The 21,556-nt window shown below is 55.3% G+C and carries 19 protein-coding genes; 13 read left to right on the forward strand and 6 right to left on the reverse strand.

Going from position 1 to position 21,556, the window contains the following annotated elements:
* Position 1 precedes the first annotated feature (1 nt).
* The 6 genes from FHW17_RS04660 (at position 2) to FHW17_RS04685 (ending at position 8,911) form a co-directional block, all read left to right on the forward strand.
* Positions 2 to 355, forward strand: a complete 354-nt coding sequence (locus FHW17_RS04660) for a DUF6867 family protein (RefSeq protein WP_091879727.1) — start codon at positions 2 to 4, stop codon at positions 353 to 355.
* A 127-nt stretch (positions 356 to 482) separates the two neighbouring features.
* Positions 483 to 1,598, forward strand: coding sequence for a branched-chain amino acid ABC transporter substrate-binding protein (locus FHW17_RS04665; RefSeq protein WP_112522996.1), 1,116 nt, complete (start codon positions 483 to 485; stop codon positions 1,596 to 1,598).
* A gap of 179 nt (positions 1,599 to 1,777) precedes the next feature.
* Entirely contained in the window at positions 1,778 to 2,893 is a 1,116-nt protein-coding gene (locus FHW17_RS04670) for a branched-chain amino acid ABC transporter substrate-binding protein (protein WP_182509292.1), read from the forward strand.
* A gap of 170 nt (positions 2,894 to 3,063) precedes the next feature.
* The gene (gene pyc / locus FHW17_RS04675) at positions 3,064 to 6,519 is read left to right on the forward strand and encodes a pyruvate carboxylase (RefSeq protein WP_113095472.1); all 3,456 of its coding nucleotides are present in this window, start codon (positions 3,064 to 3,066) and stop codon (positions 6,517 to 6,519) included.
* A 392-nt stretch (positions 6,520 to 6,911) separates the two neighbouring features.
* Entirely contained in the window at positions 6,912 to 7,694 is a 783-nt protein-coding gene (locus tag FHW17_RS04680) for a DeoR/GlpR family DNA-binding transcription regulator (protein ID WP_112522999.1), read from the forward strand.
* Between the two features lie 38 nt (positions 7,695 to 7,732).
* Positions 7,733 to 8,911, forward strand: coding sequence for an MFS transporter (locus FHW17_RS04685; protein ID WP_182509293.1), 1,179 nt, complete (start codon positions 7,733 to 7,735; stop codon positions 8,909 to 8,911).
* A 38-nt stretch (positions 8,912 to 8,949) separates the two neighbouring features.
* Here the strand turns inward: FHW17_RS04685 and FHW17_RS04690 are convergent, their stop codons facing one another.
* Both FHW17_RS04690 and FHW17_RS04695 read right to left on the reverse strand, forming a co-directional pair.
* The gene (locus FHW17_RS04690) at positions 8,950 to 10,071 is read right to left on the reverse strand and encodes a patatin-like phospholipase family protein (RefSeq protein ID WP_113095473.1); all 1,122 of its coding nucleotides are present in this window, start codon (positions 10,069 to 10,071) and stop codon (positions 8,950 to 8,952) included.
* Positions 10,071 to 10,850 (reverse strand): 3-hydroxybutyrate dehydrogenase, encoded by a 780-nt coding sequence (locus tag FHW17_RS04695; RefSeq protein ID WP_091879735.1) that lies wholly within the window; start codon positions 10,848 to 10,850, stop codon positions 10,071 to 10,073. Before FHW17_RS04695 ends, FHW17_RS04690 begins: the two co-directional genes overlap by 1 nt.
* A 215-nt stretch (positions 10,851 to 11,065) precedes the next feature.
* Here FHW17_RS04695 and ispG point away from each other — a divergent pair, with 215 nt between their 5' ends.
* Complete coding sequence (gene ispG, locus FHW17_RS04700) at positions 11,066 to 12,337, forward strand: flavodoxin-dependent (E)-4-hydroxy-3-methylbut-2-enyl-diphosphate synthase (protein WP_182509416.1); 1,272 nt, start codon at positions 11,066 to 11,068, stop codon at positions 12,335 to 12,337.
* A 3-nt stretch (positions 12,338 to 12,340) separates the two neighbouring features.
* On the opposite strand, the gene FHW17_RS04705 is transcribed toward ispG, so the two are convergent.
* On the reverse strand, positions 12,341 to 13,261 hold the full coding sequence (locus FHW17_RS04705; protein ID WP_182509294.1) for a polyprenyl synthetase family protein: 921 nt from the start codon (positions 13,259 to 13,261) through the stop codon (positions 12,341 to 12,343).
* Between the two features lie 167 nt (positions 13,262 to 13,428).
* On the opposite strand from FHW17_RS04705, the gene mtgA reads away from it, so the two are divergent.
* The 3 genes from mtgA (at position 13,429) to FHW17_RS04720 (ending at position 15,006) form a co-directional block, all read left to right on the forward strand.
* Entirely contained in the window at positions 13,429 to 14,166 is a 738-nt protein-coding gene (mtgA, locus tag FHW17_RS04710) for a monofunctional biosynthetic peptidoglycan transglycosylase (protein WP_348643708.1), read from the forward strand.
* A 177-nt stretch (positions 14,167 to 14,343) separates the two neighbouring features.
* Positions 14,344 to 14,526: a 50S ribosomal protein L32 gene (gene rpmF / locus FHW17_RS04715; protein WP_008121851.1), complete on the forward strand. Its 183-nt coding sequence runs from the start codon at positions 14,344 to 14,346 to the stop codon at positions 14,524 to 14,526.
* A gap of 75 nt (positions 14,527 to 14,601) precedes the next feature.
* The gene (locus tag FHW17_RS04720; protein WP_112523002.1) at positions 14,602 to 15,006 is read left to right on the forward strand and encodes a hypothetical protein; all 405 of its coding nucleotides are present in this window, start codon (positions 14,602 to 14,604) and stop codon (positions 15,004 to 15,006) included.
* Between the two features lie 66 nt (positions 15,007 to 15,072).
* On the opposite strand, the gene FHW17_RS04725 is transcribed toward FHW17_RS04720, so the two are convergent.
* Complete coding sequence (locus tag FHW17_RS04725) at positions 15,073 to 16,593, reverse strand: MFS transporter (RefSeq protein WP_112523003.1); 1,521 nt, start codon at positions 16,591 to 16,593, stop codon at positions 15,073 to 15,075.
* Between the two features lie 124 nt (positions 16,594 to 16,717).
* Here FHW17_RS04725 and FHW17_RS04730 point away from each other — a divergent pair, with 124 nt between their 5' ends.
* Positions 16,718 to 17,614: a LysR family transcriptional regulator gene (locus FHW17_RS04730; RefSeq protein ID WP_112523004.1), complete on the forward strand. Its 897-nt coding sequence runs from the start codon at positions 16,718 to 16,720 to the stop codon at positions 17,612 to 17,614.
* A 34-nt stretch (positions 17,615 to 17,648) separates the two neighbouring features.
* On the opposite strand, the gene FHW17_RS04735 is transcribed toward FHW17_RS04730, so the two are convergent.
* Positions 17,649 to 18,086 carry a heme-binding protein gene (locus FHW17_RS04735; RefSeq protein ID WP_112523005.1) on the reverse strand — a complete coding sequence of 146 codons (438 nt, stop codon included), beginning with the start codon at positions 18,084 to 18,086 and terminating at the stop codon, positions 17,649 to 17,651.
* A 93-nt stretch (positions 18,087 to 18,179) separates the two neighbouring features.
* Entirely contained in the window at positions 18,180 to 18,791 is a 612-nt protein-coding gene (gene phaR / locus FHW17_RS04740; protein WP_182509296.1) for a polyhydroxyalkanoate synthesis repressor PhaR, read from the reverse strand.
* A gap of 270 nt (positions 18,792 to 19,061) precedes the next feature.
* Here phaR and FHW17_RS04745 point away from each other — a divergent pair, with 270 nt between their 5' ends.
* Positions 19,062 to 20,246: an acetyl-CoA C-acetyltransferase gene (locus FHW17_RS04745; RefSeq protein ID WP_112523136.1), complete on the forward strand. Its 1,185-nt coding sequence runs from the start codon at positions 19,062 to 19,064 to the stop codon at positions 20,244 to 20,246.
* Between the two features lie 132 nt (positions 20,247 to 20,378).
* A complete protein-coding gene (locus tag FHW17_RS04750; protein ID WP_112523007.1) occupies positions 20,379 to 21,104 on the forward strand; it encodes a beta-ketoacyl-ACP reductase in 726 nt (241 codons plus the stop codon).
* The last annotated feature ends 452 nt before the right edge of the window (positions 21,105 to 21,556 follow it).

Genomic DNA, 21,556 nt, shown 5'->3' on the forward strand with positions numbered 1-21,556 from the left:
CATGCAAGGCATTCTGTACGAAGAATCCTCACTCTGGCTGTTTGTGCTGGTGACCTGCCTCATGGGAGGCTGGGCCGCATGGATGGCGGGACGGGCGTGCGCCAAGACGTGGCGCTCCTATACGATCCTGATTTTCTACATGCTGCTTCTGGGCGTTGCCGTGCGCTTCATTCATTTTGCCCTGTTTGAGGGCACAATGGTGACACTGCACTATTACGTCATCGATACCATCGTGCTGATTATCATCGGCACATTGGGCTATCGCTACACCCGTACAAACCAGATGGTTCAGCAATATCACTGGCTCTATGAAAAAGTTTCTCCCTTCTCATTCAAGGACAGAACAGGGGTCTAATCAATCTCGCTGACGCGAAATGAATCAGCGTGACAACCGCCGGAAAATCGGCAAATGTGGTCTTCAAGCGATGGGAAAATCCTATCGTTAGGGGTTTCGTAAGTACCTAGAAAATGGGAGTTTTCAAATGAAGAAGTCACTGTTCTCGAGTGTTGCCGTTGCAGCAATGCTCGCTTTGGGCGGTCATGCCTATGCTGATCTTCTGGTCGGTATCGGCGCTCCGTTGACCGGCCCTAACGCCGCTTATGGCGCGCAGATTCAGAAGGGCGCGGAAGCCGCTGCAGAAGTCGTAAACGCTGCTGGCGGCGTTAATGGCGAAAAGATCAAATTCGTTCTGGGCGACGACGTTTCGGATGCCAAGCAGGGTGTTTCCGTTGCCAACAAGTTCGCAGCCGATGGTGTCAAGTTCGTTATCGGTCACTTCAACTCCGGTGTTTCCATTCCTGCATCAGAAGTCTATGCGGAAAATGGCATCGTTGAAGTAACGCCTGCTGCAACCAATCCTGTTTTCACCGAACGCGGCCTGTGGAACACGTTCCGCACATGCGGTCGTGACGATCAGCAGGGTGCCATTGCCGGTGCTTATATTGCCGAGCATTTCAAGGACGCGAAGATCGCTGTCATTCACGACAAGACGCCTTATGGTCAGGGCCTTGCCGATGAAACCAAGAAGGCGATTGAAGCAAAGGGCCTGAAGCCAGTCCTTTATGAAGGCGTCAATGTTGGCGATAAGGATTTCTCGGCACTCATCGCCAAGGCGAAACAGGCCGGTGTTAACGTTCTTTATTGGGGCGGCCTGCACACAGAAGCTGGTCTGATTATCCGCCAGCTGGCTGATCAGGGTCTCAAGGTCAAGTTCATCTCGGGCGATGGCATTGTAACCAACGAGCTTGCCGCGATTGCCGGTGACGCCGTTGTCGGTACGCTGAATACGTTCGGTCCCGATCCACGCACCAACGCAGCCAATAAGGAACTGGTTGAGAAGTTCCGTAAGGCTGGTTTCGAGCCTGAAGCCTACACGCTTTATTCCTATGCGGCCCTGCAGTCTATCGTTGGAGCGGCAACCGCTGCAAAGTCGAATGATCCTCAGGCCGTTGCCAAGGCTCTGAAGGAAAAAGGCCCGTTCAAGTCGGTTCTCGGTGATATTTCCTTCGATGAGAAGGGCGATCCGAAGCTTCCAGGCTATGTTATGTACGAATGGAAGAAGGACAAGGACGGCAAGTACACTTACGTTCAGCAGTAAGCCTTTCCGATCCCTATATAGTTGCGAAATGCCCGGCCTTTGTGCCGGGCATTTTGTTTTGGACATTTGAGTTCGCTGTGCGCACTATGTGTCGTGTGCAACGCAATAAATGTTGCGCATTGAAGATTTTGCCTTCTCTTTTGATGTTATTCATTTCCTGGCGCAGGGGGAGCCGTTCCATGAAATCATTGTCACTACAGGGCGTTGCGGTCGCTATTACGCTTATGCTGGGCGGTCAGGCCCATGCGGACATTCTCGTTGGCATCGGCGCACCACTGACGGGTCCTAATGCGGCTTTTGGCGCACAGATGCGCAAGGGTGCCGAGATGGCATTCGAGGAGATCAATGCGGCTGGTGGCATGAATGGCGAAAAGGTCACTCTAACCTTTGGCGATGACGCATCTGATCCCAAGCAGGGCGTTTCCATTGCCAATAAGTTTGCAGCCGATGGCGTCAAATTTGTCATCGGGCACTACAATTCCGGCGTATCCATCCCCGCTTCGGATGTTTATGCCGAGAATGGCATTCTTCAGGTAACGCCTGCTTCGACCAATCCCAATTTCACCGAGCGCGGATTGTGGAATGCTTTCCGCATCTGTGGGCGCGATGATCAGCAGGGCGTGGTGGCAGGTGCCTATATTGCCGAGCATTTCAAGGATGCCAAAGTCGCCATTGTTCATGACAAGACGCCCTATGGCGAAGGACTTGCCAATGAGACGAAGAAAGCCCTCAATGCCCATGGCATGACGGAAGTCCTGTTCGAGGGCGTGCATGCGGGCGACAAGGACTATTCAGCTCTTGTTTCCAAAGCGAAGGAAAATGGCGTTACCCTGCTCTATTGGGGCGGTTTGCACACGGAGGCCGGACTGATTATCCGGCAGCTCGCCGATCAGGGCCTGAAAGTGCAGTTCATGTCGGGCGCTGCAATCGTTTCCAATGAACTGGCAGCAATTGCCGGAGATGCCATTGCGGGAACACTTAACACCTTCGGCCCCGATCCGCGCAACAATCCGGCCAATGATGAACTGGTCAAGAAATTCCGCGCGACAGGCTTCGAACCGGAGGCGTTTACGCTCTACACCTATGGCGCGGCGCAGGCGATTGCAGCAGCCGCTACGGCAGTCAAATCAAACGATCCGGAAACGGTCGCCAAGGCACTGAAAGCCAATGGTCCGTTCAAGACCGTTCTGGGCGATCTCGCCTTTGACGAGAAGGGCGATCCGAAGTTTCCCGGCTATGTAATGTACGAATGGAAAAAGGGGCCGGATGGCAAGTACACCTACTTCCAGCAATGAGTTTTCGTCCTGACACACTCGGTGAAATAGCCGTCCAAATGTGGGGCATTTTGCCGTTGGACATTTCACTATCTTGTGATCAATATGCATTGTTTGCAGTGCAGCAATCACCCCGCCCAGCATGGGTTTCATCGCTCATATTGCGTCTATAAGATTTCGGAGTTTTCGCTTTGCCTATCAAGAAAATCCTCGTCGCCAATCGATCAGAAATTGCTATCCGTGTTTTCCGTGCCGCCAACGAGCTTGGCATGAAAACCGTGGCGATATGGGCAGAGGAAGACAAGCTGGCGCTACACCGCTTCAAGGCGGATGAATCCTATCAGGTTGGGCGTGGACCGCATCTTGCCAAGGATATGGGGCCGATTGAAAGCTACCTGTCGATTGAGGAAATCATCCGCGTGGCAAAGCTATCAGGCGCGGATGCAATTCATCCGGGCTATGGGCTGCTTTCCGAAAGTCCGGAGTTTGCCGAAGCGTGCGGTGAAGCCGGAATCATCTTCATTGGCCCGAAGCCCGAAACCATGCGCCGCCTTGGCAACAAGGTTGCAGCGCGTAATCTGGCTATCGAGATCGGCGTTCCTGTCGTTCCGGCAACGGACCCGCTGCCTGACGATATGGATGAGGTGAAGAAGCTCGCGGAAACGATCGGCTACCCTGTGATGCTGAAAGCGTCGTGGGGTGGCGGTGGTCGCGGCATGCGCGCCATCTTTTCTCCCGAGGATATTGCCCGCGAAGTAACCGAGGGCAAGCGCGAAGCCAAAGCGGCTTTCGGCAAGGATGAAGTCTATCTGGAAAAGCTGGTGCAGCGGGCGCGGCATGTCGAGGTGCAAATCCTCGGTGATACCCATGGCAATGCGGTGCATCTGTTCGAGCGCGACTGCTCGATCCAGCGACGTAACCAGAAAGTTGTCGAGCGCGCTCCTGCGCCTTATCTCAACGAGGCGCAGCGCAAGGAGATCGCGGATTACGGTCTGAAGATCGCCAAGGAAACCAGTTATATCGGTGCGGGTACCATCGAATTCCTGATGGATTCCGACACAAACCAGTTCTATTTCATCGAGGTCAATCCACGCATTCAGGTTGAGCATACGGTCACCGAAGAAGTTACCGGCATCGATATCGTCAAGGCGCAGATCCGTATCCTCGAAGGTGCCACCATTGGCACGCCGGAATCTGGTGTTCCTGCCCAGAAAGACATCAAACTGAACGGCCATGCCTTGCAATGCCGTATCACCACGGAAGACCCAGAGCAGAATTTCATTCCGGATTACGGTCGTATCACCGCCTATCGTGGGGCGACTGGTTTCGGTATCCGGCTTGATGGAGGCACAGCCTATTCCGGCGCGGTCATTACCCGCTACTACGATCCGCTTCTGGAAAAGATTACCGCCTGGTCGCCAACAGCGGATGAAACAATCCAGCGTATGCACCGCGCCCTGCGCGAGTTCCGTATTCGCGGCGTTGCCACCAATCTGACCTTCCTTGAAGCCATCATTACCCATCCGAAATTCGCCGATAATAGCTATACGACGAAGTTCATCGACACGACGCCTGAGCTGTTCGAGCAGGTGAAGCGGCAGGACCGTGCCACCAAGCTTCTGACTTATCTCGCCGATGTGACTGTTAATGGCCATCCTGAGACCAAAGGCCGTGCGACACCACCGGAAGAGGCGGCGCTGCCACGGGTGCCGTTCATCGAAACGCCAATCCCGGATGGTACCAAGCAGCTTCTCGATCAGCTTGGGCCAAAGAAGTTCGGCGAGTGGATGCGCAATGAGAAGCGCGCGCTGTTTACCGATACCACCATGCGCGACGGTCATCAGTCTCTGCTGGCAACGCGCGTGCGCACGTTTGATATTGCCCGGGTGGCGGGCACCTATGCGCGTGCTTTGCCGCAGCTTTTCTCGCTGGAATGCTGGGGTGGCGCGACGTTCGATGTCTCCATGCGCTTCCTGACTGAAGATCCGTGGGAACGGCTTGCTGAAGTGCGGGAAGCTGCGCCGAATATCCTGCTGCAGATGCTTCTGCGCGGTGCCAATGGCGTTGGTTACAAGAGCTATCCTGACAATGTGGTCAGATATTTCGTGCAGCAGGCGGCGCGCAATGGCGTCGATGTGTTCCGCGTTTTCGACAGTCTCAATTGGGTCGAGAATATGCGCGTTACCATGGATGCGGTGCTGGAAGAGAACAAGCTCTGCGAAGCCTCCATCTGTTACACTGGCGATATTCTGAATTCCGCCCGGCCCCAATATGACCTGAAATATTACACCGGTCTGGCACAGGAGGTCGAAAAGGCCGGGGCGCACATTATCGCCATCAAGGATATGGCTGGTCTGCTGAAACCCGGTGCTGCAAAGGTATTGTTCAAGGCGCTGCGCGAGGCTACGGATCTGCCATTGCATTTCCATACCCATGACACATCAGGTATCTCGGCGGCGACAGTGCTTGCCGCCGTGGATGCGGGTGTCGATGTGGTCGACGCTGCGATGGATGCTCTATCAGGCAATACCTCACAGCCATGCCTTGGCTCGATTGTCGAGGCGCTCAAGGGTACGGAGCGCGATCCCGGCCTTGATCCGGAATGGATTCGTCGCATTTCGTTCTATTGGGAAGCGGTGCGCACACAATATGCGGCGTTTGAAAGTGATCTGAAGGGGCCGGCATCGGAAGTCTATCTGCACGAAATGCCGGGAGGCCAGTTCACGAACCTCAAAGAACAGGCACGCTCGCTCGGCCTTGAGACGCGCTGGCACGAGGTGGCGCAGGCCTATGCCGACGTGAACCAGATGTTTGGCGATATCGTCAAGGTCACGCCCTCGTCGAAGGTTGTCGGCGACATGGCGCTGATGATGGTCAGTCAGGACCTGTCGGTTGCGGATGTGAAGAACCCGGATAAGGATATCTCGTTCCCCGACTCCGTCGTATCGATGATGCGCGGCGATCTTGGCCAGCCGCCAAAGGGTTGGCCGAAGGATATCCAGAAGAAGATATTGAAAGACGAGAAGCCGTTCACGGAACGGCCCGGCTCATTGCTGGCACCGGCTGATCTTGTGGCTGAGCGTAAGGAGATTGAGGAGAAGCTGGAACGCAAGGTCAGTGACCAGGAGTTTGCATCTTACCTTATGTATCCAAAAGTCTTTACCGACTTTGCGGTAACGCACGGCACCTATGGCCCGACGAGCGTGTTGCCGACGCATGTCTATTTCTATGGTCTGGCGCAGGAGGAGGAAGTCTTCCTCGATATTGAACGCGGCAAGACGCTGGTTGTGCGTAATCTTGCGGTGGGTGAGCCGGACGAGAAGGGCATGGTTACTGTGTTCTTCGAAATGAACGGCCAGCCGCGCCGCGTGAAGGTGCCTGATCGCACCCGCGCTGGTGGTGTTGGTGTCAGGCGCAAGGCAGAACTTGGCAATGACAAGCATGTCGGCGCGCCCATGCCGGGTATTGTTTCCACGGTGGGTGTCACGGTTGGTCAGAAGGTCAATGCGGGTGATGTTCTGCTTTCCATTGAAGCCATGAAGATGGAAACAGCCTTGCGCGCCGAGCGTGATGGCACGCTGGCCGAAATTCTGGTGCGCGCCGGCGACCAGATCGATGCAAAGGACCTGCTCGCCGTTTACGAGTAAATGTCGGTCCATCCCGTTGCTAATGCCTCGCGCCCTTAAATTAAAACTGAGGGCGCGATGACTTTGTTTAGTGCCGATTGCAGATAACGGTGTTCTGGTTGGTGGTTCGACAAGCTCACCATGAGGGAGAGGGGTGATGTAAGGGAGCCATATTCTGCACCCTTTGCGCTGCAATCTCTCTGATTATCGTTGCATCCACACTCTCCCTCATGGTGAGCTTGTCGAACCACGAACCATAACCACCTCTCATCACCAAACATAACACTCGCGTGCCCATTTGTGCGCATATCGGCATAAACAGGCGTTGAAAAGAAACCATATGTGCAATATGGTGCGTGCAATTAATGTTCTGTGCCGAGCGCAGAACCGCGCTCTTACAGAGTATTGCCATAATGACCAAAGACCTGTCGCCAGACGAGCGGAAGAGCATGATCCTCAAACGGGTCAATGAATCCGGCCGTGTTCTGGCGAATGCCGTTGCGGTGGAATTTGGCGTTTCGGAGGATTCCATCCGCCGGGACTTGCGCGAATTGTCGGAGGCGGGTCTCGTTCAACGCTTCCATGGCGGTGCGGCACGCAGCAGTTCCAGCTTTCGCAGCTTTCAACAGCGCGCCAAGGATGAAACCGCCGGTAAAAAGGCGATTGCCATGGCCGCAGCTGAAAGAATTGCTCCAAATTCGACAATGCTGCTGGACTCCAGCACGACAGTACTCGAATTTGTCCGCGCTCTGCCCGTCAATCTTCAAATGCGCATCATCACCAGCTCGCCTGACATTGCCTCCGCTGCTCTCGACCATCCATTGTGTGAGGTTATTCTCCTCGGTGGGACGCTGAACCGGTTCACCCGCAGCGTTATCGGGCAATCGCCCCTTGCCGAAGTGCAACTCATGCATGTGGATTACTGTGTGCTCGGTGCCTGCGCCATAGACGAAAGTCTGACGTTGCGCGCCGAGAACTATGAAGATGCCCATTTGAAACTGGCAATGAGCAAGGCGAGCAATGAAGTTATTCTCCTTGCGACAGCTGAAAAACTGCTCAAGCAGGCACCCTTTGCCATTGCTCCCATATCAATCATTTCCACGCTCATCACCGATGAAACGGCCGATCCATCGATTGTCGAGAGGATAGGCAGCATGGGTGTTGAAATCGTCATAGCCGACAGCCGCGGTGCGTGATGTCGGCTCTATCAGAAATTCAAGCCGGTGATAAAATTATGGATGCCTCTGTCTATCGCAGGAAAGCTGTTTATGGCCGCTGGGCTGTGGCCTGTGCTTTCTTCTTCAATGGTTTTCTGATCGGCAGCTGGGCGCCGCAGATCCCCGTTTTCATGACGCGGCTGCATATCAGCGAATTCACGCTTGGCCTGATGATCCTGGTCTTTGGCCTCGGCGCTCTGGCCGCCATGCCCTGGTGCGGTTATCTCATTGGCAGATATGGTTCGCGTGCGGTGGTGCAGGGCTTTGCGATCTTCTGCAGCTTTTCCTTGCTGCTGGTGGCGCTGGCCCCGAATCTTTACGTTGCTGCGCCTGCACTGTTTCTCTTCGGCGCTGTCATAGGCGGCATGGATGTGGCGATGAACGCCAATGCCGTGGAAGTGGAGAAGAAACTGGCCCGTGCGGTCATGTCATCCTCGCATGGTTTCTGGAGCCTTGGTGGTTTTGCCGGTGGTGCGCTGGGTGGATTGCTCATTGAAGCCCATGGTCATCTCATTCATGCGGCTGTTGTCACTGCTATTGCCGTTGTTCTGGGCCTTGCAGCGTTCCGTTACATGATCACGGAAGACGCGCCTGTCGTACATGAAAAGAAGGGAAAGCTGGCTTTCCCGACCAATCCACTGATCTATCTCATCGGCATCATGGCGTTGTTCTCAATGATTCCCGAAGGTTCGGTGCTGGACTGGGCTGCCCTCTATCTCAAGCAGGAGCGCGGTGCGGATATTGCCACGGCGGGCTTTGCCTTTGCAGCATTCTCGGGAACCATGTCGGTGATGCGTTTTCTGGGTGACGGTGTCCGCAACCGCTTCGGCGCGGTGAAGACCTTGCGCGTTTCAGCGTTGATTGGTGCATCGGGCATGCTGATTGCAAGCCTTGCACCGACGCCATGGATTGCCATTCTGGCCTTCGCTTTTTCGGGGCTGGGTATTGCCAATATGGTGCCGATTGCTTTTTCGGCGGCAGGCAATCAGAAGGGAACGTCGTCAGGCGTTGCTCTTAGTCTCGTCACGCTGATGGGCTATTCCGGCATTCTCGTCGCACCATCCGCCATTGGATTTGTGGGTGGCCGGACCGGTTTTGGTCCTGTTTATATGGTGCTTGCCTGTTTGCTTGTGGTGGTTTTCCTGATGGCAAATCTTGCATCAAGTGCTGATCGGGATGAAAGTTCGCAGGCTTGATGATTATGGCGGCCAGTTTTTGAACTGGCCGCCATTGTCTATGCCCGGCGCCTTGCTGCGCCAACGGGCTTCTTGCGCTGGAGGAGGAAGTCGGTAACCCGCCGCCCGGTCTTTTTGGCCTTGAGGCCGACATTCATTTCCGGTGACAGTTCATCGGACAAATCCAGCGTGGCGTGTTCGCCGATTGCATCGAAATGCTCTTCCAGCCAGTCATCGGCTGCCGCTTGGCCAAGATCGCGCAGATATTCGAGGAATGCCCATTCCGCATTGATTTTTGACGATGCAGCCAGACCCGCAAGTGCCACATCGGCGTCGATGCGATGCATACGGATATGCTTATATTCGCCGTGCTCGAGCCTGCCGCCGTCGATCAGCGAATTGACAAAAGCAATCGAGCGGAATTCCCGTAGGAGCGCCGCGTTGAATGTGATCTCGTCAATACGATCGGTGATTTCACGGGCGGTCTTTGGGGCGCCGCGTCGCTCGATCGGGTTGATCTGGATGAGCAGTACATCTTCGGCTTTGGTCGAATAGAAGAAGGGATAAAGCGCGGGATTGCCACCATATCCACCATCCCAATAGGGCTCGCCGCCGATCTCCACCGCCTGAAAAATATAGGGCAGGCAAGCGGAAGCCATCACAACGTCGGCGTTCAGTTCCGATTGGGAAAAGACCCGCAGACGGCCGCTTTCCACGTTCGTTGCCGAGATGAAAAGCTTGAGCTGCGAACAGGCTTTCACCCGGTCGAAATCAATCTCGCGCTCGACCACATCCCGCAAGGGGTTGAGGTTGAACGGGTTGAACTCGTAAGGCGAAAACATGCGCGAGAACTGCTCGAACAGATTATAGCCGACGCCGTTTTCTACGGACCAGTTGCCAAAAAAACGGTCCCATGGCGTGCGCTGGACCGGGCTGAATTGCCCGGTGCGGCCAACCGCCCGCCAGAATTCGTGCAGTTTCTCGCGGGCGCCCTCGGCCCCATTGCGGCTCCAGCCATCGGCCAGTGCCACGGCATTCATCGCACCGGCGCTGGTGCCGGAAATGCCTTCAATGGTCAAGCGCCCATCTTCAAGAATCCGGTCGAGAACGCCCCAGGTAAAGGCGCCGTGCGAGCCGCCGCCCTGAAGCGCGATGTTGATGGCTTTGGGTTTGTGATTCATTACTGAGCCGTCCAGCCGCCATCGACGGAGATGGATGTGCCGGTGATCTGTGCAGCTGCATCGCTGGCGAGGAAGACGACCGTCGCGCCGATCTGTTCAACGGTGGCAAATTCCTTGGTTGCCTGCTTATCGAGCATGACTTCGCGGATCACCGTTTCGCGATCCATATTGTGCGCTTTCATCTGATCGGGGATTTGTGCCTCGACAAGCGGCGTCAGAACATAACCGGGGCAAATGGCATTGCTGGTGATGTGCTTTTCGGCAACCTCAAGCGCGACCGTCTTGGTCAGGCCAAGAACGCCATGTTTGGCCGCCACATAGGCGGATTTGAATGGCGAGGCGCGCAGGCCATGGGCCGAGGCAATATTGATGATGCGGCCCCATCCGGCTTTTTTCATATAGGGAAGCGCAGCAGCCGTTGTGTGGAATGCAGAGGTCAGATTGATGGCGATGATCGCATCCCACTTTTCCGTTGGGAATTCATCAACGGGTGCAACAAACTGGATACCGGCATTATTGACGAGTACGTCCACACTGCCGAATGTCGCGGCAGCCTGATCGATCAGAGCGCGGCATTCATCACCCTTGGACATGTCGGCCTTGATATAGGCAACACCGGTGGAATGCTTGGCGGCAATCTCCTTGGCGAGATCGTGATCTTCGGGGCGGTCGGTGAAGGAATTGATCACCACATTGTAACCCGCCGCTGCGAGTGCGTGGGCGGAACCCAGTCCGATGCCGGAGTTGGAACCTGTAACGACTGCGGTCTTCTTGGCCATGAGATACTTCCTTTGGTGTAAATAACCGTCTTAACAACCCGTGTTGAAGGTGGGTGGAATATATTGCATTGCAGCAAAATTACCAGCTTTGGCATGTGAACAGTTTGTCATGTGGTTCACTGTGCCGTGATCGGCCGATGCATTTGCTTTGAATTTGCCGCGTTAATGTCACATGGTGTTGACACAATGCATTCCCTGCGCCACGTGAGGGGAATATCTGGAGTTTGACGATGTCTGACTATTATTCGCAGCCTTTTGCCCGCCGCGCCTCTGTTGGTGTTGACGTGGGCGGAGTCATGGTTGGCGGAGGCGCGCCTGTCGTTGTGCAGTCAATGACCAACACCGATACGGCCGATGTGGATGGTACAGTGGCTCAGGTGGCTGCGCTTTCGCGGGCCGGTTCGCAAATTGTCCGTATCACTGTCGACCGGGACGAATCCGCCGCTGCAGTGCCAAAAATCCGTGAACGGCTGGACCGGCTTGGCCTTGATGTGCCGCTGGTCGGTGATTTCCATTATATCGGCCATAAGCTGCTGGCCGACCACCCGGCTTGCGCCGAAGCTCTGGCCAAATATCGCATCAATCCCGGAAATGTCGGTTTCAAGGACAAGAAGGACGCGCAGTTCGGTGCCATTATCGAAATGGCGATCCGTTATGACAAGCCGGTGCGTATCGGCGTCAACTGGGGCTCGCTGGATCAGGAGTTGCTGACAGCGCTGATGGACCAGAATCATGCCGCCGGTGCGCCATTGACGGCGGAACAGGTCACGCGCGAAGCGATCGTCCAGTCCGCGCTGATTTCCTCGCAACTGGCCGAAGAGATCGGCCTGCCGCGCTCAAAAATCATTCTTTCCGCCAAGGTCAGTCAGGTGCAGGATCTGATTGCCGTTTATGCGGAACTGGCACGGCGTTGTGACCACGCACTGCATCTTGGCCTCACCGAGGCCGGTATGGGTTCCAAAGGCATTGTTGCCTCGTCGGCGGCGCTCGGCATTCTCCTGCAACAGGGCATCGGCGATACGATCCGCATATCGCTGACACCCGAGCCCAATGGCGACCGCACCCGCGAAGTGCAGGTTGCGCAGGAATTGCTGCAGACCATGGGTTTTCGCCAGTTCATTCCCATCGTTGCCGCTTGCCCCGGTTGCGGGCGCACCACATCAACAGTGTTTCAGGAACTGGCGCAGTCAATCCAGAGCGATATTCGCGACAACATGCCGGTCTGGCGGGAAAAATATCCCGGTGTTGAGGCTTTGAACGTCGCCGTCATGGGCTGTATCGTGAATGGACCGGGCGAGTCGAAAATGGCTGATATCGGCATTTCACTGCCCGGAACCGGCGAGACGCCAACAGCCCCGGTTTTTGTCGATGGCAAGAAGGTGGCTACTTTGCGCGGTGCCGGTATTGCCAAGGAATTCCAGAAAATGGTTGCCGATTATATCGAGAACCGTTTTGGCCAGAATGCCGGTTCGCACGCGGCGGAATAGCTTTTAGCTCTGCCGTTCGGCGATGAACCGGGCGGCTTGCTTCAGCAGGGATGCCTGTTCACCAAAAGGCGCAAGAAGTTCTTCTGCTTCTGCTACCAGTCCGCTCAGCTGTTGTTTGGTCCAGTCGATACCATGCATGGAAACCAGCGTGGCTTTGCCAGCGGCGGCATCCTTACCCGTGGCTTTGCCCATATTGGCCGCGTCAGCCGTGACATCAAGCAGATCATCCGCCAGCTGAAAGGCAAGACCAATGGCTGAACCATATTCCGCCAGACGTTCACGATCTTCAGGTGAGGCATTGGCAATGATTGCACCTGCTTCGCAGGCAAAGCGGATCAGTGCGCCGGTTTTCATGGCTTGCAGGCGGATAATGCCGGCTTCATCCGGCTTTACCTTTTCCGCTTCCAGATCAAGCGTCTGACCGCCCGTCATGCCGCCAATGCCGGCGGCCCGTGCCAATGTTGTTACCAGCGCAACTTTTGCTTTCGCATCCAGTTCCGTTTCTTCGGCAGCAACGAGTTCGAAGGCATAGGTAAGGAGGCTGTCGCCCGCAAGGATCGCTGCAGCCTCATCAAACTTGCGATGAACCGTTGGCTGGCCACGGCGCATATCGTCATTGTCCATGGCGGGAAGATCGTCATGGATGAGCGAATAGCAGTGAATGCATTCAAGTGCCGCTGCCACCCGCAGCGCTGCAAGCGTATCTGCACCGAAAAGGGCGGCGCTTTCCATGACAAGGAACGGGCGCAGGCGTTTGCCACCATTGAGCACGCCATGCCGCATGGCCGCCATCAGACGGGGAGGGCGGCTGATCTCGCCGCTCAGCGGGCGATCAGAAAGCAGGTCAGTCAGCAGCGTTTCCACAGAAGCGGCGCGGTGCTGCAACGTTATCTGGAACAGGGAAGAACCTTGATCTGTCATCATGATCTGGCAATGAGCGAAAAATTGTCGGCTGGTCAATGATTAGATGCATTTCTTTTGCATTTTTGCCTTGATGTGCCTGTGAACATAGCTGCAAACACACGGAAATGGTTCCCTTTGGATAGGCATTGCTCTATGTCCATGAAGGGCTTTCAACGCAGGCGGTGGGTGTGGCAAGGGTACTCGTCAGAAACAAAAGAGGTGGAGGTTATCTGGTCAGCCCAGGTGGCTCGCCTTTGGGGCGCATCATGCGTTACCTGATACTGGCGGGAATTATCCTGATGATGATTCCGATCATCTTGCTCAGCCTGTACCGTCTGCCTTTTGTTCATCCGATTTCGACCCTGATGGTGAAAGATCTTGTGACATTTTCCGGGTATGACCGCCGCTGGGTGTCGATGGACGAAATCTCCCCAGTGCTGGTGCATTCCGTCATGATGTCTGAGGATGCACGCTTCTGTTTTCATTCGGGTGTCGACTGGGACGCGATGAATTCAGTTGTTTCCGATGCCATGGATGGCGAGCAGACCCGCGGTGCGTCAACCATCACCATGCAGACTGCCAAGAACCTGTTTCTATGGAACGGTCGGTCCTTTATCCGTAAAGGGCTGGAGTTGCCATTGGCGATGATGACAGATCTTGTTCTTACCAAGCGGCGGGTCATGGAAATTTATCTCAACATTGCCGAATGGGGTCCGGGTATTTACGGTATCGAGGCCGCAGCCCAGCATCATTTCAAGGTAAGCGCGGCAAGGCTGACGCCGCGTCAGGCGGCGTTTCTCGCCGTAAGTCTGCCCAACCCGATTGTGCGTAATCCGGCAAGGCCGGGGCGCGGCTTGCAAACACTGGCAAGGCTCAATGAACGTCGTGCGCGGGGGGCTGGCGCATATATTGGTTGTGTGAAATAAGCACCGGATCGGCCTGAATCCCGGCATATCCACGCTTGCGACAAAAAATATGCGACTCCTGCTGGTCAAAAGCTCTCAAGACGTGTATAGCCCAGCCGAACTTTCCGGAATTTTGTCCATTGTGACAGGCTCGATCGGGCCAGCGCCGGATTTTGACTGATTACTGGAGCAGGAACAATGGCTGTACCTAAAAGAAAAACTTCTCCGTCGAAGCGCGGCATGCGCCGCTCCGCCGACGCGTTGAAGGCCCCGACTTACGTCGAAGACAAGAATTCAGGCGAACTGCGCCGTCCGCACCATGTCGATCTGAAGACCGGCATGTATCGCGGCCGTCAGGTTCTGACGCCGAAAGAAGGCTAATCCCTTCCTGGATTTCGTGATAAGGAGGACCGGCCTTGTGCCGGTCTTTTTTGTTTACGTGGGGAGGCGAATGCCGTGATTTCCAACATTCCTTTGATGATCGTTCCGCTTGTTGTGTTCAATCTGGTTATCGCCGGATTGGCCGGTATTGGCGGGGCGGACCCTTGGGCAACGCAGCTCTATTCCATGCAGATGCTATCAGGCGGTGTCTGGCGGATGACGCTTGGCGACCTGATGATCGTCCTGTCGCTCGCACTGCTGTTCTTCGAGATCATGAAGTCAACACGCACCAGCAATGCGTCCGTGGTTGACCATCTCCTGTCGACATTTGTCTTCGTGGCATTTCTGGTGGAATTCCTGCTGGTACCAGCCGCCTCGCATTCACTGTTCTTCATCCTGATGGCGATGGCCTTCTTCGATATTCTGGCGGGCTTCACCGTTTCGCTGCGCTCCGCGGGCCGCGACGTCAACTTTCGCTAGAGCTAATTTGTCATGCAAAACCCCTGTAGATGCGATCATCTGCCGGGGTTTTGGTTTGTCCGTCGATCAAGCGGCGACGGCTTGTTTATCCGGTATGCGCATGACGACAAAGATTGAGATCGCCGTCACGACTGTAATTTCCGAGAGGATTCGCAGGAGATGGCCGAATGCTTCACCATAACTCTGCAGCACAACCTCGCGGCTGACCGGATCAAGCAGGGACAAAGCTGACGCAAGATTGCCTGTCGCGATTTTCTGGGCTGCCTCTACGGCATTCGGGCCAGTTCCGCCGGGAAGCACCGCACCCAGTTTCCAGCTAAGCAGTGCAGTCAGAAGCGCACTGACAATGGCAAGCGCAATGCCTTCTCCAGCGATACGGGTGGTGCTGAAGATGCCCGTTGCCATGCCGGCCCGTTCCTTCGGCACAACACTGACCGCAAGCCCATCCATCAAACCCCAGGGCAGACTGATGCCAAAACCGATGAGAACCAATGCAGGCAAGGTAAGCTCTACCGGTTGACCGGGCATGCAGCGGCTGAGCCAGAACAGACCAGCGGCGGAGATGAGCAGGCCGACGCTGCATAATATCGCAGGTGAAAACCAGCGTGTGAGCAGAGCGGCAAGAAATGGCACGATCAGCAAAGGTGCGGAGAGCGCGAGCATCATCTGACCGGTCTGAACTTCGCTGAAGCCTTCAACGCCGATATAGCGGATAGGCAGGAGAATGAGCAGGACGACGAAGGAATAGGCTGGAGCTGCTGCCAGAAGCTGGACACCGACAAAGCGTGGATAGCGGAACAGGCTGAGATCGAGCATGGGCCTTGCAGCGCGTTTCTCGATAATCGCGAAAATGCCGAATACGAGTATCGCACCAGCAAGAAGGCTGACGACGAGAGGATGTCCCCAGCCAATATCCGGCGCCTGCAATATGCCTGATGTCAGAAGTGTCAGTGCTGCCGTAAAGCTGATGGCACCGGGCCAATCAATGCCGCGAGCATCGGGATCGCGGGTTTCCCGCAGCCGCGATGCGCCGAGACCAAATGCGATAATCGTAAGCGGCACTGTAACGAGGATTGCCGCCTGCCAGCCGAAATGGCTGATGAGGACGCCCGAGAGAATCGGCCCGAAGGATAGTCCCACACCAAAGGTGATGCCAATCAGGCTGAAGGCGCGCGTGCGCTCATTTCCTTCGAATTCCTGAGCAAGCGCTGCCATGCCACCGGAAAAGGCAAGAGCGCTGGAAAGGCCCTGTGCTGCCCGCAATATATCAAACAGGACAAGGTTGGTGACGAGCGACAAGGTCAGCGAGAACAGACCAAACAGCCCGAGGCCGGTCAGGAAGATGCGCTTGCGGCCGTAATTGTCGGCGAGCGCACCGGATGCCATCAGGCTGCTGCCAAAGGCGAGCATGAAAGCGTTGGTAACCCAGTTGAGTTCGACGGGGCTGCCCCCGAGGGCGCGCGCGATGGAAGGGAGCGCTACAGCGGGTCCGGTAAAGCTGATCGGCATGGCCAGTGCTGCGAGGCAGACAGCAGCCAAAATCATCAGTTTTTCCGCAGTGCTGTGCGGAAGTGTGCGAGCAGTCATTTTTCACCTGCAATATCAAATGTGAGAGGAATTAAGCGAAATTCATGATACACAGGCTTTAATCACTGAGAATTAGCATTGATGTCCGATGATAGAGGATAATAATTCCGTAATAGGACTTGATATGGACAATCTGAATGGCCTCTTCGCTTTTGTGCGTTCAGCTGAAACCTTGAGTTTCGTTGCGGCAGGCCGGTCGCTGGGGGTTTCTGCTTCGGCGGTTGGAAAAACCATCGCCCGGCTGGAGCAAAAGCTGGATGTGCGTCTCTTCCAGCGCAGCACCCGGCGTATCAGCCTGACGGAAGAGGGGCAGCTGTTCTACGAACGCTGCCGGCGCATCATTGATGACCTTGATGATGCGGAATCCATGCTGTCGCGGACCAAGGAAGCGCCGCGTGGACGTTTGCGCGTCAGCCTGCCGACGATTGGTTATCGCTTTCTGCTGCCGCACTTGCCGGAATTCGAGGAACTTTATCCGGAGATCGAGCTTGACCTCGATTTCAACGACCAGATTGTCAATGTGATCGAGGAGGGTTTTGATGCGGTCATCCGCAGTGGTGACTTACCCGATTCATCGCTGATGGCGCGCCGCCTCGGGCCGTTCAGGCAGGTGCTTACGGCATCGTCAGCTTATCTCGACAGACGCGGAACGCCCCGCATATTGGGTGATCTGGAACACCATGCATGTCTGCGTTATCGCTTCCCGACAAGTGGCAAATTGCAGGATTGGGTTATGGGAGGGGCCACGGATGTTGAACTGCGCCTCTCATCGGCGCTGGTCTGCAACAATATGGAAGCGCTTTATGGGGCAACCATTCGCGGCCTTGGCATTGCCTATATGCCGGATTTCCTCGTGGCCGATGCGGTAAAAACCGGTCAGTTACACACGCTGCTTGATGATTGTTTTGTTCAGACCGGGCAGTTCTGGGTGCTTTGGCCTTCGAACCGGCACTTGTCGCCCAAGCTGCGGGTCTTTGTCGATTTCATCGCGCCCCGGTTGTTTTCCGGGACGCGATTGTAAAACAAAGGCCTGTTCAAAAAGAACAGGCCTGAGATCAGCCTTGGCCGCCGTCAGCGACGAAGCCAGCGGCTTCGATACCGGCAATAGCGGCAATTTCATCATTATCAGATGTATCGCCGGTCACACCGACGGCGCCGAGGATTTCGCCCTTGGCATTCTTGATGAGAACACCGCCAGCAACCGGAATGACGCGGCCACCGGATGCTGCAACCAGTCCTTCGACGAAATGCGGGCGGTCCTTGGCAAACTTCTCAACGGTGCGCGATCCCGTACCGATAGTCAGTCCGCCGAAAGCTTTGCCAAAAGCGATTTCAAAACGCAGCATGGAAGCGCCATCCTGCTTCTGGAAAGCCTTGAGATGGCCGCCTGCATCCAGCACTGCAACGGAAAGCGGGCGCATCCCGGCTTCAGTGCCTTTGGCGAGTGCAGTCTTGATAATTGTATTGGCTTTGGAAAGTGATAGCTGAGCCATAATATCCTCTTGGGTCATGCGTTGATTGTAGAATAGGCAAAGCCGATCCGCCGCGAGAGCCGGATGGTCAGTCGAAAACGGTTTTGGCCTTGATTACTTGTCGAGAGAATCGAGCTTGCGCTGCATGGCAGCGATCTGTTCTTTCAGCTCGTCCAGTCCTGTGTCCCTCTTGGCGGTTTCGGCGGCAGGTGCTTCGTCAGCCTCGGCTGCTCCAGCCGTCTTGTTGAGCGGGAAAGGCGTGAACATGCGCATCGCGTGTTGCAGCATTTCCGTGTTGCGGCGGACTTGCTCTTCCACAAGCTTGACCGGCGCGCTGATGTCCATCATGTCAATGGGTGACTTGCCAAACGCGGTAGTCAGTTGCTCGCGCATACGCTCCTGCTCCTTGGCAAACGCGCTCATCGACTGTTCAAGGAATGTTGGCAGTACCACCTGCATCTGGTCGCCATAATAGGCGATGAGCTGGCGCAGGAAGGGGATCGGCAACATGTTCTGCCCATCCTTGTTTTCCAGTTCAAAGATGATCTGGGTCAATACGGGATGGGTAATATCTTCGCCTGTCTTGGCGTCCTGAACGGTGAAATCCTCATTTCGCTTCACCATCTCGGCCAGATCTTCCAACGTCACATAGGTGCTTGTGCCGGTGTTATAGAGGCGCCGGTTGGCATATTTTTTAATGACGATTTCGCCGGTTTTGGCTGCCATCTGAGAACTCCCCAACTCATGTCATCAGACTCGAACGGTCCGAATTTGCGTGCCCGCTAACTCATATACATGCGAGGATAGGGGCAAAGTTGCACAATTCAAAGTGATTTGTGCAGCGCATCCATCGCGTAGATCATTCTATCCCCTCTCTACCGGGAGACGTTAAATTTGCCTTCGGGGCGAATGCCCCTTGTCAAACGGTCGCAGGGAGGGAATTCTGTTCAGGAAACCAAGCTGAATAAATTCAGCAGTCCATATGAGGAGACGTCCATGACCCAATCCATCGTTATCGCCAGTGCAGCGCGAACCGCCGTCGGTTCGTTCAATGGCGCTTTTGCCAATGTGCCGGCTCATGAGCTTGGCGCTGCGGTGATCAAGGAAGTGCTGAGCCGCGCCGGTGTCGATGGTGCCGACGTCGATGAAGTGATCATGGGACAAGTGCTGAGCGCTGGCGAGGGGCAGAACCCGGCGCGTCAGGCCGCCATGGAAGCCGGCATTCCGCAGGAAGCCACGGCTTGGGGGCTCAATCAGCTCTGTGGTTCCGGTCTACGTGCAGTAGCGCTCGGTATGCAGCAGATCGCAACGGGCGATGCGGATATCATTGTTGCCGGTGGTCAGGAATCCATGTCCATGGCTCCGCATTGCGCGCATCTGCGCGGCGGCGTGAAGATGGGCGACTTCAAGATGATCGACACGATGATCAAGGATGGCCTGACAGATGCCTTCCATGGTTATCATATGGGCAACACCGCTGAAAACATCGCCCGCAAGTGGCAGTTTACACGCGACGATCAGGACAAGTTTGCCCTTGGGTCCCAGAACAAGGCTGAGGCCGCGCAGAAGGCTGGCAAGTTCAAGGATGAAATCGTTCCCTTCACGGTCAAGACCCGCAAGGGTGACGTGATTGTCGCTGATGATGAATATATCCGCCATGGTGCCACGCTGGATTCCCTCGCAAAATTGAAGCCAGCCTTTGACAAGGAAGGCACAGTGACCGCAGGCAATGCGTCCGGTCTGAACGATGGCGCCGCTGCGGTTGTTCTCATGAGTGAAGAGGAAGCCAAGCGCCGCAATGTAAAGCCATTGGCGCGCATTGTATCCTGGGCAACGGCAGGTGTTGACCCTTCAATCATGGGTACGGGCCCCATTCCCGCATCGCGCAAGGCATTGGAAAAGGCTGGATGGAAGGTGGAGGACCTCGATCTGGTTGAAGCCAATGAGGCATTTGCTGCGCAGGCACTTTCCGTCAACAAGGATCTCGGGCTCAATCCTGATATCGTCAATGTCAATGGTGGTGCCATTGCCATCGGCCATCCAATCGGCGCATCGGGTGCCCGCGTTCTCAATACGCTGCTCTTCGAACTGAAGCGCCGCAACGGCACAAAGGGCCTTGCCACGCTTTGCATTGGCGGCGGCATGGGCGTTGCCCTGTGCATTGAGCGCACAAAAGACTGATCTGTAAAAATAAGCTCCGGTCCGGTGAAAATCGGATCGGTGTCCTGGCAGCACTAAATTTCCGGACAGCTGCTCCGTCTCTTTTTCAACAACACTGACTTTGAAATCCAACATGCATTAGGGAGGGGAAATATGACCAAAACGGCAATCGTTACGGGTGGAACACGTGGTATCGGCGCAGCCATATCCGTGGCTCTGAAAGCGGCAGGTTACAAGGTCGCGGCAAATTACGCTGGCAATGACGATGCGGCGAAGAAATTTACGGAGAAGACCGGCATTGCGACTTATAAGTGGGATGTTTCCAACTATGAGGAATGTGCGGCAGGTATCGCCAAGATCGAAGCGGATCTTGGTCCGGTTTCCGTACTGGTCAATAATGCGGGTATCACCCGTGATGCCATGTTCCACAAGATGACGCCGGGCCAGTGGGGCGAGGTGATCAATACCAATCTCACCGGCCTCTTTAACATGACCCATCCTGTTTGGACGGGTATGCGCGACCGCAAATTCGGCCGGGTGATCAATATTTCCTCGATCAACGGTCAGAAAGGTCAGGCCGGGCAGGCCAATTATTCCGCGGCCAAGGCGGGTGATATTGGCTTCACCAAGGCATTGGCGCAGGAAGGTGCTCGTGCGGGCATCACCGTTAATGCCATCTGCCCCGGCTATATCGGAACAGAAATGGTGCGGGCTATCGACGAGAAGGTTCTCAACGAGCGTATCATTCCACAAATCCCGGTCGGTCGTCTGGGTGAACCGGAAGAAATCGCGCGCTGTGTCGTGTTCCTCGCTTCTGATGATGCGGGTTTCATCACAGGCTCGACACTATCAGCCAATGGCGGGCAGTATTTCAGCTGATCCGAAGTTAAATCGAATGACGCCGCAGGCTGGAGACAGTCTGCGGCGTTTCTATTTTCTGCGCCGGTGATTCCCGTTTCTACGATCAGAGGTTAACGGTTTTGCCTGAATCTTGTCCTATTTCAGTTCACCATCAGAGGCGATTGGTGCGAGTCCCGCTCGAGTCGCACAAGATGTAGCCGTGAACAAAACGGGAAAACGAATAAAGCGCTGATTCGTCGCTGATTCGTTCTGGCTTTGATCATAATGTTAACGGAAAAGGCCATTTGAGCCTTGCGTGGTTTAACTAAGTGTAAGGAAATATTACTGTTTTCTTAATTCGACCAGAGACCGGCGCCATATGGTTGGACTTGCAAAGTCACGAAATTTCAAAGGTTAATACGGGAACGCAGATTCAAGGGATTCTCACGATCATCGATTCAGCATCTTGTACGACTCTCGTCGTAGAAAAC

The sequence above is a fragment of the Phyllobacterium sp. P30BS-XVII genome, from assembly GCF_014138335.1.
GTDB lineage: Bacteria > Pseudomonadota > Alphaproteobacteria > Rhizobiales > Rhizobiaceae > Phyllobacterium > Phyllobacterium meliloti.